12 protein-coding genes are annotated in these 12825 nt (G+C 41.1%); 10 read left to right on the top strand and 2 right to left on the bottom strand.

Going from position 1 to position 12825, the window contains the following annotated elements; translation table 11 throughout:
- Window position 1: 1 nt before the first annotated feature.
- From recN to NY014_RS14235, 4 genes are all read left to right on the top strand, one after another.
- Complete coding sequence (gene recN / locus NY014_RS14220; protein WP_259415220.1) at window positions 2-1654, top strand: DNA repair protein RecN; 1653 nt, start codon at window positions 2-4, stop codon at window positions 1652-1654.
- Window positions 1655-1716: 62 nt separating this feature from the next.
- Window positions 1717-2532, top strand: coding sequence for an enoyl-ACP reductase FabI (locus NY014_RS14225; protein WP_259415221.1), 816 nt, complete (start codon window positions 1717-1719; stop codon window positions 2530-2532).
- A 127-nt stretch (window positions 2533-2659) separates the two neighbouring features.
- The gene (locus NY014_RS14230) at window positions 2660-4249 is read left to right on the top strand and encodes an amidohydrolase family protein (RefSeq protein ID WP_435520640.1); all 1590 of its coding nucleotides are present in this window, start codon (window positions 2660-2662) and stop codon (window positions 4247-4249) included.
- A gap of 23 nt (window positions 4250-4272) precedes the next feature.
- Window positions 4273-5070 (top strand): alpha/beta fold hydrolase, encoded by a 798-nt coding sequence (locus NY014_RS14235; protein WP_259415222.1) that lies wholly within the window; start codon window positions 4273-4275, stop codon window positions 5068-5070.
- 30 nt (window positions 5071-5100) lie between these two features.
- Here the strand turns inward: NY014_RS14235 and NY014_RS14240 are convergent, their stop codons facing one another.
- Together NY014_RS14240 and NY014_RS14245 are read right to left on the bottom strand one after the other, a co-directional pair.
- Window positions 5101-5985, bottom strand: coding sequence for a glycoside hydrolase family 16 protein (locus NY014_RS14240; protein ID WP_259415223.1), 885 nt, complete (start codon window positions 5983-5985; stop codon window positions 5101-5103).
- A gap of 59 nt (window positions 5986-6044) precedes the next feature.
- Window positions 6045-7454, bottom strand: a complete 1410-nt coding sequence (locus NY014_RS14245; RefSeq protein WP_259415224.1) for a hypothetical protein — start codon at window positions 7452-7454, stop codon at window positions 6045-6047.
- 395 nt (window positions 7455-7849) lie between these two features.
- Here NY014_RS14245 and NY014_RS14250 point away from each other — a divergent pair, with 395 nt between their 5' ends.
- The 6 genes from NY014_RS14250 (at window position 7850) to rimO (ending at window position 12811) form a co-directional block, all read left to right on the top strand.
- Complete coding sequence (locus NY014_RS14250) at window positions 7850-8302, top strand: MarR family winged helix-turn-helix transcriptional regulator (RefSeq protein WP_259415225.1); 453 nt, start codon at window positions 7850-7852, stop codon at window positions 8300-8302.
- A 77-nt stretch (window positions 8303-8379) separates the two neighbouring features.
- Window positions 8380-8907, top strand: coding sequence for a YceI family protein (locus NY014_RS14255; RefSeq protein WP_259415226.1), 528 nt, complete (start codon window positions 8380-8382; stop codon window positions 8905-8907).
- A 64-nt stretch (window positions 8908-8971) separates the two neighbouring features.
- Window positions 8972-9922 carry a VOC family protein gene (locus tag NY014_RS14260; protein WP_259415227.1) on the top strand — a complete coding sequence of 317 codons (951 nt, stop codon included), beginning with the start codon at window positions 8972-8974 and terminating at the stop codon, window positions 9920-9922.
- Window positions 9915-10526: an alpha/beta hydrolase gene (locus NY014_RS14265; protein ID WP_259415228.1), complete on the top strand. Its 612-nt coding sequence runs from the start codon at window positions 9915-9917 to the stop codon at window positions 10524-10526. Before NY014_RS14260 ends, NY014_RS14265 begins: the two co-directional genes overlap by 8 nt.
- Window positions 10527-10575: 49 nt before the next feature.
- Window positions 10576-11382, top strand: coding sequence for a pseudouridine synthase family protein (locus tag NY014_RS16415; RefSeq protein WP_259415229.1), 807 nt, complete (start codon window positions 10576-10578; stop codon window positions 11380-11382).
- A gap of 115 nt (window positions 11383-11497) precedes the next feature.
- On the top strand, window positions 11498-12811 hold the full coding sequence (gene rimO / locus NY014_RS14275; protein ID WP_259415230.1) for a 30S ribosomal protein S12 methylthiotransferase RimO: 1314 nt from the start codon (window positions 11498-11500) through the stop codon (window positions 12809-12811).
- The last annotated feature ends 14 nt before the right edge of the window (window positions 12812-12825 follow it).

Genomic DNA, 12825 nt, shown 5'->3' on the forward strand with positions numbered 1-12825 from the left:
CATGCTCAAAACCCTCAGTATTTCCAATTATGCCTTAATCGATGATCTGCATATGCAGCCGGGATCCGGTTTGAATATGGTGACAGGAGAGACTGGAGCTGGAAAGTCCATTATGCTGGGGGCTGTTGGCTTACTTTTAGGAAAAAGGGCAGATACTAAGGTCCTGCTCCACGAAGATCGCAAATGCGTTATTGAAGGCTGGTTTGAAATCGGGGAATATGGATTGAAGGATTTTTTTGAAGAGCATGAGTTGGATTATGAAGAGCCTTGCATCATTCGCCGAGAAATAAGTCCTTCCGGAAAATCCAGATCCTTTGTCAATGATTCACCTGTGTTACTGGAGGTTTTGAAGGAATTGGGTTCCAAGCTTATGGATGTGCATTCTCAACATGACACCTTATTGCTAGGGGAAGGATCATATCAACTAAGTTTAGTAGATGCTTTTTCTGGAGCATATTCCGAACTCTCCGAATACAAAGAAAAATTCAAGGCCTATCGACAGGCCAAGGAGCGATGGGAAGACTTGAAGAAAAAAGCAATTGAACTCCAAAAGGAAGCTGATTTCAATCAATTTCAACTGGAAGAACTTAGCTCACTCTCTTTAATGGAAGGGGAGCAAGAGGAATTGGAATCCAATCAAGAGATTCTCGAAAATGCCGAAGAGATCAAGTCCAAGATCCATGAAGTTGTAGGTCTTTTTCAGGATGATCAATTCGGGGTTTTGCAAGGATTGGGGCAGATTCAGCAGCAATTACAAAACTTAGAACGACTGGCTCATAAGTTTTGGGAAATCAAAGAGCGTTTTCATTCCGCTTTGATCGAATTGAAAGATTTGGTTGCCACCTTGGAAGAAGAAGATCTCAATGTGGAGGTAGATTTTGAGAAATTGGAAGAGACGCGGGAGCGGTTAAGTAAGATTTACCAACTCCAAAAGAAGCATGGAGTTCTGACGGTGGAAGAACTTATCGCAATTGAAAAAGACTTGGCCGACCGGGTTTTTGAGTTTCAAAACCTCGATGAATCACTCGAGAAAGCTGAAAAAGAATTCCATCAGGCAGAAAAGTTGATGATTAAATCAGGAGAAGCTTTGACTGCCAAGCGAAAATCCTGTTTTTCCTCCTTCGAAAAATCGATGGAATCTTTGCTTCATCGGTTGGGAATGGAAAATGCCAAGATCAAGTTTGAGCATCAATCCATCAATTCGAGTATTTCAGGCTTGGATCAAATCGAAATGCTATTTTCCGCAAATAAAGGTTCTCAGCTACAGCCTTTGAAGAAAGTAGCTTCAGGAGGAGAATTTTCACGTTTGCTTTTTGCAATTAAGCATTTGATGGCGGACAAAATGGCCTTGCCCACCCTCATTTTTGATGAAATTGATACGGGGATTTCTGGAGAAGTTGCCTTGCAGATGGTTCGTATGATGAAGGATATTGCCCAAAATCACCAAATCATTTGCATTACCCATTTGCCCCAAGTTGCCGCTAAAGGCGATTTGCATTACTTCGTTTACAAAGACAATTCAGCTGCAAAAACCGTATCCAAAATCAAATTGCTGGATGAGAATGAACGGGTTCTAGAGTTGGCAAAAATGATTGCTGGAGCCCAGCCTTCCGGTTCGGCAGTGGAAAGTGCTAAGGAGCTTCTCGCCAATTGAGAGAAGAACTCCCGAATTTTGTCTATTTTTGATCAAATTTTTGAAATCAACCCAATAGTCATATGCCAGAAAACTTGCTAAAAGGTAAAGTCGGTATCATTACCGGTGCTTTGGATGAGAACTCCATCGCGTGGAAAACCGCTCTAAAAGTAAAGGAACAAGGAGGGCGTTTTGTCCTAACCAATGCGCCTATCGCCATGAGAATGGGTGCTATCAAAGAACTTGCAGAAGAGTGTAACACGATCGTGATTCCTGCAGACGCTACAGTCGTGGAGGACATTGAAAAGCTATATGCGGAAGCAAAAGAATTCCTAGGTGGGAATTTTGATTTTCTGCTTCACTCCATCGGAATGTCTCCGAATATCCGAAAGGGGCGTTCCTATGGCGATCTCAACTATGATTGGGCTATGAAATCTTATGATGTATCTGCTATTTCTTTCCATAAGATGATGCATGTGGCGGAGAAAATGGATATTATGAACGAATGGGCTTCTATTATTGGTCTTTCCTATATTGCAGCGCAGCGTGTTTATCCTTTCTATACAGATATGGCTGACGCTAAAGCTTTATTGGAAAGTATCGCGAGAGGATATGGATATAGATTCGGAAAACTGAAAAAAGTTCGTGTAAATACTATTTCCCAGTCTCCAACCAAGACTACTGCAGGAACAGGAATTGGAGGTTTTGATTCCTTCTTCAATTTTGCTGAGAAACTTTCACCGCTTGGAAATGCTTCAGCAGAAGCATGCGCAGATTATATCGTGACAATGTTCTCCGATATGACAAGAATGGTGACTATGCAAAACCTTTTCCATGACGGAGGATATTCCTTCACAGGTATTTCCGAAGAGATCATGGATCAATTCAAAGACCTCTAATCAAGAAATCAATTCAATTTTAAAGTCCGGGTAATTATCCGGACTTTTTTGTTTCCGGTTATCCCGAAGGGATTTTTTCCTGTGTCTTTTTCTTCTAACTTATTGACTCATATCATCCACCAACCCTATGCTAAAGAAGAATTTCCTACTCAGCTTGCTTGTGGCAATGTTTGCTTTTCAAGCTTTTGGTCAAATAATGCCAGCTCCAGATCGGGAGGAAGGCGATGGGCCTTATGAAAAATTAATCCTGCGAGGAGTAACCTTGATTGATGGGACTGGAGCACCTCCAATTGGTCCGGTAGATATTGTGGTGGAGAAAAATCGAATTGCTCAAATTCAAGTCGTTGGATATCCAGGATTACCAATTCGAGAAGGAAGAAGACCAGAGGCGGATGAAAATACGAGAGAAATTGACCTAGAAGGGCATTATTTATTGCCTGGATTCATTGATATGCATGCACATATTGGAGGTACAGGTCAGGGAACACCAGCCGAATATGTTTATAAGCTTTGGATGGCGCATGGAGTAACCACCATTCGGGATCCATCTGCTGGGAATGGTTTGGATTGGGTTCTCAATGAAAAGAAAAGATCAGCTGCAAATCAAATCACTGCTCCGCGTATTTTAGCCTACACTGCTTTTGGGCAGGGGTCTGAAGAGCCTATTGTTACGGCAGAACAGGCAAAAGCCTGGGTCAATCAGAATAAGGCAAAAGGTGCGGATGGAATTAAGTTTTTTGGGGCTAACCCAGAGGTAATGCAGGCGGCTATTTCCGAGAATAAGAGAATTGGACTTCGATCTGCGATGCACCATCAGCAATTGGATGTAGCTCGCTGGAATGTGTTAAATTCTGCAAGAGCTGGCCTAACTTCTATGGAGCATTGGTATGGCTTGCCAGAAGCTTTGTTTCAAGATCGTACGATTCAGGATTTTAGATTGGATTACAATTATCAAAATGAACAGCATCGATTTGCTGAAGCTGGTAAACTTTGGAAACAGGCTGCTCCTCCTTATTCTGATCATTGGAATAAGGTGATGAATGAATTGCTAGAGCTTGATTTCACCCTTGATCCGACCTTTAATATTTATGAGGCGAATCGGGACTTGATGCGTGCACGACGTGCAGAATGGCATGAGACCTACACTTTGCCTTCACTTTGGAGATTTTATTCACCAAGTAGACAATCCCACGGTTCCTACTGGTTTGATTGGACTACTGAGGAGGAGCTACAGTGGAAAGAAAACTACCGCTTGTGGATGACCTTTATTAATGAATATAAAAATCGAGGTGGTCGGGTGACTACAGGTTCGGATTCCGGATTTATCTATCAACTGTATGGATTTGCCTATATCCGAGAATTGGAATTGCTCCGAGAGGCAGGTTTTCATCCTCTGGAAGTGATTCGATCCGCGACCATGTATGGGGCGGAGGCTTTGGGAATGGAAAAGGAAATTGGAACGGTTGAAGTTGGGAAATTGGCCGATTTTGTGATCGTAGAAGAAAATCCTTTGCAAAACCTAAAGGTGCTCTATGGTACGGGAGCAATTCGAGTGGATGAAAATAATCAACCCGTTCGAGTAGGTGGCGTTAAATACACCGTGAAGGATGGAGTCGTGTATGATTCTAAAAAGCTTCTTCAGGATGTAAAGGAGATTGTGGATCAGCACAAAGCCCGTGAAAATGCTCGCTTGACCCAGCCGGGACTTGATTGGTAATTCAATATTAAAACAAGTAAGATATGCCGCAAATCGAAGCTAATGGCGTAAAGCTTTTTTATCTAGATAAAGGAGAAGGGGAAGAAACGGTGGTTTTTTCACACGGACTTCTTTGGAGCCATAAAATGTTTGCCGCTCAAATCGAGGAGTTATCTAAAAAGTATCGAGTCATTGCATACGACCATCGTGGCCAAGGCCAAAGTGAGGTAAAAGAGCCTTTTGATATGGAAACTGTTGCTGAAGATGCAGCAGCCTTGATAGAAAATTTAAAACTTGGAAAGGTTCATTTTGTAGGGCTTTCCATGGGTGGTTTTGTTGGTTTGAGATTGGCTTCTAGAAGACCGGATTTGATCAAAAGTTTGATTTTGCTTGAAACTTCCGCCAATGCAGAACCGGTCGAAAATTTACCCAAATACAAGACTCTCAATGGGATTGTAAAATGGTTTGGGATTATACCTCCAGTTGCAAATAAAGTAATGCCGATCATGTTTGCAGAGTCCTGGCTTTCTAATAAATCAAATAGAGAGGAAGTAAAGCATTGGAAGAAAGAATTGATGTCCAACAAAAAATCAATTACTGGTCCTGTGGAAGGGGTGATTTATAGAAATGGAGTGGAGGACGAGTTATCATCAATCACTTGTCCAACTATGATTGTTGTGGGGGATGAAGATGTGGCTACCAAACCGGAAAAGGCAAAATTCATTCAGATGGGTATTGCTGGGTCAATTCTTCATCGAATTCCTGGGGCAGGACATAGTAGCTGTATAGAAAAACCAGATATTGTAAATCAGCTTATTCTAGATTGGCTGAAAGAGAGATAATAAAAAAAAGCCCGAGAGGGCTTTTTTTTATTAGTCAAATTGAAAGACTCGTATGTAATCCACAATCATATGTTGAGGGAATACAGTTGAATTATCCGGAGACCCTGGCCAATTTCCACCCACTGCCACATTCATAATAAAGAAAAAGCTTCTTCTGAATTCATCGAGTTGGGCAGGTGTCGTATCTATTTCATGATACTTGTTATTGTCGATATACCAAGTAATTCGATTAGCAGTCCATTCAATTGAAAAAACATGGAATTGATCTGCAAGTGTCCCAGATTGTAGCTTATAAGAACCTCCAAATTCAGCATGTGAACCATCATTTTGCCAGTGAACGGTACCGTGCACCGTGTTTTCTCTGCCTTGGCCGCCTACCATCTCCATGATATCAATTTCTCCGCAGGCAGGCCAACCCACTTCTGAAAAATTAGATCCAAGCATCCAAAGTGCAGGCCATAGGCCTTGTCCTCTTGGCATCACAGCACGAATATCCACTCTTCCGTATCGGAATTGTTTCTTATTCATGGATACGATACGTGAAGAAGTGTATTGACTACCGCCAAAAGCTTCTTCTTTCGCAGTAATAATTAAGTGACCTCTTTCTACTGAGGTATTTTGAGATCGGTAATATTGAAGTTCATTATTGCCCCACCCATTGTCTCCTCTGCCAGTTTCATGTGACCAATTGGCGATATCCAGGCTATTGCCTTCGAAATCATCTTCCCAAACTAATGTCATACCATCATAGGAAGTGGGAGAAACATATCCTTGTTCCGGTATGGGAATAGTAGCAACTGGGTTGCTGGGATTTGATCCGCTAGGGTTGTCCTTATCTTCAGAATCACAAGAAAGAAAGAAGCCTCCAACGACCCCAAAGAAAAGTAGGTATTGAATTCGAGTTGAAAATTTCATTTGATTTTGGGTTTAGAAAAAAACACCCGATAGCCAAAAGACCATCGGGTGAAAAAAAATTATTCAGAAATCAGCTTAAAGGTCCACCAAACACCGGTACCTGCCTCTATATGAAGAGTCATCTTCTTAATATCGTCTTGCTCAGTCAGACTCACCACCTTGTATGTAATGCTTTCCGGTACGGATACATTAGGCAACTCACCAGCATTACCAACTTTCGGCAAAGCAATATGAGCACCTACTCCACTAAGTGTAAGAGAAGATCCATCAAATGTATATGTGTAGCTTCCGCTACCATCGAATGGTGCTACTGGAGTACCACAAGAAGGAGATCCGCCCTGCCATTCCTCTAGCCAAGTTTGATCTCCCATGTTGTAGGAATAAGCTCCGTCTTCCGCAAAGGTATATACATCGTCAAAGAAGCAAGCACGGGCACTTACGTCATCTGCACTTGAAGAAAACCATTCTGTACTTCCCTCTGTTGGCCCAACACTAAATGCACCAGCAACAGGCTCCATTTTCCAATTTCCAACAATAGAAGTAGTTTCATTTCCTCCAGAGCCGATTTCACCAGAGATCAATTTAAAATCCCACCATACTCCTGAACCAGCTTCGATTCGAAGAGTCATTCGTCTTGTATTTCCATCTACTACTGGATCAATGATGGAATAAGTGATTTGATCAGGGATAGAAGCACCTTGAGAAACTTCACCAGCGTTATTTACTTTAGGAAGCCCTAAGTAAGCACCTTCTCCGATTACGGTTAAGGAGGTACTAGTGTAAGTATATTGATAAGTACCTCCATTATACGGAGCTACTGGAGTTCCACATCTGTCGGTATCTACACCTTGCCAAGGCTCTAGCCAGGTGGCATCCCCTAAATCAATTACGAAAGAGCCGTCTGCTCCAAAAGTATATGTGTCGTCATAGAAACAAGCTCGTGTAATGACATCACTTGCTGAAATAGAAAACCATTCTCCGTTTCCAGGACCTGGACCAACTGCTAAAGATCCAGCAACTGGTTCTACTAGCCAAGTTCCCGTGATGTCAAAAGCAGGTTTTGCTGATGCAACTGTAAATGAAAGGTTCGTGGATTCGGCATTTCCATTGCTGTCTTTGGCAGTAACGTCTAAGTTGTAGTCTCCTGGCTCAAAACCTCCTGCTACAGTAATTGTAACAGTTTGCTTATCTCCAGTGAGAGCTTCCGTTCCTGACGCTGCAGTAGCACCACCACTGGTAATTACATAATCTAAAGTAGAAAGGGAACTGATCGCACCATTGTCTACCCCGTCGTCTAAAGTGACATTGATTTTAAAATCCTCACCTTCTGTCAATCCACCGGTAATTGCACCTAGTGTGATCTTCGGTGGAGTGTCCACCACCGGCACATCTGAAAACCCGTTGTCACAGGCCCAAGTCAAAGCTAAAAGCGATAATACCGCAATGATTTTGGGAAAATTGTTTTTCATAGAATTTAAATTTTTTTCTAATGTCTCAGACTCTTTATAATTTCCCAAAAAATGATGTTCTACAACAATTCATCAGAGTGAGAATTTGTCTACATCAAAAACTCATCAAAAAATCCAATAAATAGCCTTAATGATTCATTTAGGCTTATTCTGACATGAAAATATTTTCACATTTAGAAAAAATCATTTTCACAATCCAGACAGTGCTAGTGTTGGAATTCCTGATTTTACAGAACTAGGTAAATTAGAAAATTCATTCAGGATTTACTTTGGAATCAGTTGCTTAAAAGGATTTAAATCTTCACCAAGATGAAAAATAAATTCAAATTTTTTCAAAAGTCGGAAACTTTCTCATACATTTGTATGTATATACATTAAATTCATTTGTAAATAAAATGGGAAAGATAGAAGATGCTATAAGACAGAAGGAATTTAAAGATCCTTACAATAAGGCTGTGGTCAACTTGCTTTATACGCACAGTTATTTAGTGACTATCCAAAACTCCCTTTTCAAGCCATACGATATTTCTCCTGAGCAATATAACGTGTTACGCATCTTGAGAGGACAAAATGGGCAACCTACTACAGTCTCTTCTATTCAAGATCGGATGTTAAATAAAATGTCAAATGCGTCAAGGCTTGTTGAAAAGCTGAAAACCAAAGGGCTGCTTATTAGAGAAGAATGTCCTACCGATAGAAGACAAGTGGATGTGGTAATTTCCGAAAAAGGTTTGAATCTCCTCAAAGAGTTGGAGGTCAAAGTAGAGGAATCCAATCGTACATTGATTCATTTGAATGAAGAAGAGGTTGCCCAGCTCAATGATCTGCTTGATAAGATGCGGGGGTAAAAAAATTTCAAATAATAAATGTATATACAAATAATGTTAAAACAATTTAATCAATTACTTACTAAACAAACACAACTATGAGTACTACAAAATGGACTATCGACCCAACACACTCTGAAGTATCATTTAAAGTAAAGCACTTGGTGATCTCTACAGTTACAGGTTTCTTCCGCTCATTTGAAGGTTCTGCCGAGAGCACTTCAGACGACTTTGATGGAGCTTCTGTTTCTTTCTCTGCTGCTATCGATAGCATTGACACCAATCAGACTGATCGAGATAATCACTTGAAGTCTGCTGATTTCTTTGATGCTGAAAACCATCCAAAACTTTCTTTCGAAGGTAAGGTTAGCAAGCAGTCTGGAGACTATAAGTTGGTGGGTGAATTGGAAATGAGAGGTACCAAAAAGCAAGTTGAGTTGGACGTGGATTTTGGTGGTGTTGTAGCCGATCCATACGGTCAAACAAAAGCTGGTTTTGAAATCGAAGGTAAAATCAACCGAAAAGAGTTTGGTTTGGCTTGGTCCGCAGTCACTGAAGCAGGTTCTGTAGTCGTAAGTGATCAGGTTCGCTTACACTTGAACATTCAGCTTGTAAAGCAGGCATAATAAATAACTTCAACCTTTGGGGATAATTCCCCAAAGGTTGCCTTAAAAATTAACCCCTAAAACCATGAAAGTACTAATCACAGGTATCCATCATATCACAGCGATCGCTGGTGATCCTCAAAAAAATATCGATTTCTACACTGGCGTATTGGGGTTACGTTTGGTGAAAAAAACCATCAATTTTGATGCGCCGGATGTTTATCATTTTTACTTTGGTGATGAATTGGGTCGTCCTGGTACTGTATTTACCACTTTCCCTTTCAAAGGGGCAAGACGGGGTGTAAAAGGTACTGGTGAGCTGACCTATACCGCTTTTTCCATTGGTAAGAATTCTCTTGAATTCTGGATAGACCGTTTGCGAAAATTTGGTATTCCTGTTTCTGATGTTCAGACTCGCTTTGGAGATCAATTTATTCGATTTGAAGACCATGATGGAATGGGGTTGGAGCTGATTGCAAATGATCAAGATGATAGGGAAGGTTGGCCTCAAGGTCATATCCCGGCGGAGCATTCAATCAAAGGTTTCTATGGAGCTACCTTGAACTTAAGAGCCAAGGATTTGACAGAGATTCTTTTGATGGATCATATGAATTATCATTTCATTGGACAGGAAGGTGACCGGTATCGATATGGAACGGAAGGAAAACCAGGAGATATTGTAGATATTAGAATTGATAAAAGTGGTAACCGAGGAATGCAAAGCGCTGGGACGGTTCATCATATAGCATTCCGAACTGCAAATGAAGACTCACAATTGGAAATGCAGCGGATTTTGATGCAGCATGGTTATGGGGTGACGGAAGTTCGAGACCGAAATTATTTTAAAAGTATATACTTCAGAGAGCCAGGTGGAGTCCTTTTTGAGATTGCTACTGATGAGCCCGGATTTGCTATTGATGAGGAAGAAGAAAGACTTGGTGAATTGTTGAAATTACCGGAATGGGCTGAGTCATCTCGTCCACGCATTGAGCAATTGCTTCCTGAAGTCGAAGTAAACTTAGAAAAGTATGTCTAATATGATTTTTGCTGGGGAGAAACCTAACCAAGGTGGAAAAGCTGCTATTTTGATTCATGGAAGGGGCGCATCTGCTGAAAGCATCCTTTCTTTACAATCTTATTTGAATTTGGATGAGTATGCTTTGGTTGCTCCTCAAGCTTCCAATCATACTTGGTATCCTTTCAGTTTTATGGCTCCAGATGAAAGTAATCAGCCTAAATTGGAAGAATCCCTTTCTAAAATACAGGACGCGTTTGGTTATTTAACCCAGGCTGGCGTTTCTCCTTCTGATATTTTGATTTTGGGATTTTCCCAAGGAGCCTGTTTAAGTTTGGAATTTGCAGCAAAGAATGCTCAGAAATTTGCAGGAGTTGTTGCTTTTACTGGAGGGCTTATTGGTGAAAAGCTCAACCCTTCCAAATATTCAGGCGATTTCCAGGGAACAACAATTTTGATTTCTGGAAGCAAGCAGGACATGCATGTTCCGTTAAGCAGAATGCAGGAGTCAGCGGACTTGTTGACAAGAATGGGGGCAGATGTTACTCTTGCATCATTCCACGACTCCATGCATACCATTCGCCAAGAAGAAGTGGATTGGGTTAACAAGAATTTGTTAGGCTAATATCCATTTCGATTTTGATCTTAGCATGCTTTTTTGAGTAAATTCAAACGTGCAGACCAATTCCTTTATTTACCTTTTTTCAATTTCCTACTACGGTGCCCGCTACAAGGGCTGGGCTATCCAAAAAGGACAGCCAACCATTCAGGGTAAGTTGGAGCGGGTTTTCCGGTACGTTTTAGGTCATGAAGATTTTAAGTTACTAGGAGCAAGCCGTACGGACTCTGGAGTAAGTTGCAGAAAAGCTTATTTCCAACTGTTCCTAAAAGAGCCTTCTGATTTAAAGGGAAAAGTTCCTTTGATCAATTCCTATTTGGGAGGAGAAATACAAATTGCTTTCAAGGGGCTTTGTAGCCCTGAGTTTAATTTGATTCAGGCTTCCAGAATGAAAACCTACCGCTACTTTTTTACGGATGACACTAACCCTCATCCTTTCTCATCGAGTTTCCTTGTTTCCTTATTTTCAGAAATTGATATTGAGAAAATGAGATTGGCAGCAAAAAGCTTTATGGGGACTCATGATTTTTATGCCTTTTGTACTCCTTCAGATACCAAATCCGATTATTCGAGAACCATCCTCCAATGCGATATTCAACCCGCTAAGGATACTCCTTGGGTTGATTTAGGTCAAAGGGTTTATATGATGGAGGTGATTGGAACAGGTTTTCTCTATCATCAAGTTCGCAAAATGATGCAATCAATTTGGAAGATTGGAATGGGTGAATGGGAATTAGATGAATTGAAAAAGCGCTTGGAAAATCCTCGTTATAGCTGGGAAAAAATTCCCACGGCCCCTCCATTTGGTTTGTTTTTATGGGATACCGAATTACAAGAGGATTGGAGGTTGGAAAAGGACTAAATTTCAAAAGGGGTAAGGTTGGAAAGTTGGATTCTTCACCTTTCAACTTTCCAACATTAATAACTTTCCAACTCAATTTTAACTACCTTTGCACTCCCAAATCGAAGCGAATTCTGTGAAAGCGAGAACATTAAAGAAAGACAAAGTCAATATCATCACCATGGGTTGCTCCAAAAACCTGGTGGATTCAGAAGTTTTGTTGACCCAACTCAAGGGGAATGGAATTGACGCCAGTCTTGAGTCCAATGCTGATGATAATAACATCATTATCATCAATACTTGTGGCTTTATTGACAATGCCAAGCAGGAGTCTATCGATACGATTTTGCAATATGTTGATGCTAAGGAGCAAGGCTTGGTAGATAAAGTCTATGTGACAGGTTGTCTTTCTCAGCGCTACAAAGATGATTTGGAAAAAGAAATTCCCCAGGTCGATGCATTTTTTGGGACAAGGGATTTGCCAGCCATTCTGAAAAAATTCAAGGCTGATTACAAGCATGAGTTGGTAGGTGAGCGATTGCTCACTCATAATGCGCATTATGCCTACATGAAGATCTCTGAAGGATGTGACCGTCCTTGTTCTTTCTGTGCTATTCCTTTGATGCGGGGAGGTCATATCTCTCGACCAATTGAGGAATTGGTCAAAGAAGCACAACATAAGGCTGCAAATGGTACGAAGGAATTATTACTGATCGCACAGGATTCAACCTATTATGGTTTGGATTTGTATAAAAAGAGAAATCTGGCAGAGCTGCTTCGACAACTTTCTGATGTAGAGGGAATCGACTGGATTCGATTGCATTATGCTTATCCTACGGGTTTTCCGATGGATGTCATTGAAGTGATGAAGGAGCGTTCCAATATTTGTAATTACTTGGATATTCCTTTGCAGCATGGCTCTACAGATGTTCTAAAGGCCATGCGTCGTGGAACTACCCGAGAAAAGCAGGAGGAATTGATCTATAGAATACGGGAAATGATTCCTGAAATAGCCATCCGAACTACTTTGATCGCCGGACACCCAGGAGAGGGAGAAAAGGAATTCCAGGAAATGGTGGACTTTGTGGAGCGAATGAAATTTGAGCGTTTGGGAGTTTTCACTTATTCCCATGAAGAAAATACCCATGCGTTCTCGATGGAAGACAAACTTTCCCAAGAGGAAAAGCAAGAACGCGCTAATTATTTGATGGAGGTTCAGGAGCAAATCTCCTATGACTTGAATCAGGAGAAAGTTGGGAAGACCTTCAAAGTGCTCATCGATAAGAAAGAAGGGGGTTATTTCGTGGGCCGCACCGAATTTGACTCTGTGGAGGTTGACAATGAGGTATTGATTGATGCTTCGAAATATTATTGTAGGGTTGGAGATTTTGTGCAGGCTAAGGTGACTGATGCGACAGAGTTTGATTTGTATGCTGATGTAATCAGTTAAAAATCAGTTTTAAA

This window comes from Algoriphagus limi, assembly GCF_024919275.1.
GTDB classification, from domain to species: Bacteria; Bacteroidota; Bacteroidia; order Cytophagales; family Cyclobacteriaceae; genus Algoriphagus; species Algoriphagus limi.

Excerpts from the sequence above, each read along its gene's own strand:
- recN (WP_259415220.1), top strand. The coding sequence starts at position 2 with ATGCTCAAAACCCTCAGTATTTCCAATTATGCCTTAATCGATGATCTG.
- NY014_RS14225 (WP_259415221.1), top strand. The coding sequence starts at position 1,717 with ATGCCAGAAAACTTGCTAAAAGGTAAAGTCGGTATCATTACCGGTGCT.
- NY014_RS14230 (WP_435520640.1), top strand. The coding sequence starts at position 2,660 with ATGCTAAAGAAGAATTTCCTACTCAGCTTGCTTGTGGCAATGTTTGCT.
- NY014_RS14235 (WP_259415222.1), top strand. The coding sequence starts at position 4,273 with ATGCCGCAAATCGAAGCTAATGGCGTAAAGCTTTTTTATCTAGATAAA.
- NY014_RS14240 (WP_259415223.1), bottom strand. The coding sequence starts at position 5,985 with ATGAAATTTTCAACTCGAATTCAATACCTACTTTTCTTTGGGGTCGTT.
- NY014_RS14245 (WP_259415224.1), bottom strand. The coding sequence starts at position 7,454 with ATGAAAAACAATTTTCCCAAAATCATTGCGGTATTATCGCTTTTAGCT.
- NY014_RS14250 (WP_259415225.1), top strand. The coding sequence starts at position 7,850 with ATGGGAAAGATAGAAGATGCTATAAGACAGAAGGAATTTAAAGATCCT.
- NY014_RS14255 (WP_259415226.1), top strand. The coding sequence starts at position 8,380 with ATGAGTACTACAAAATGGACTATCGACCCAACACACTCTGAAGTATCA.
- NY014_RS14260 (WP_259415227.1), top strand. The coding sequence starts at position 8,972 with ATGAAAGTACTAATCACAGGTATCCATCATATCACAGCGATCGCTGGT.
- NY014_RS14265 (WP_259415228.1), top strand. The coding sequence starts at position 9,915 with ATGTCTAATATGATTTTTGCTGGGGAGAAACCTAACCAAGGTGGAAAA.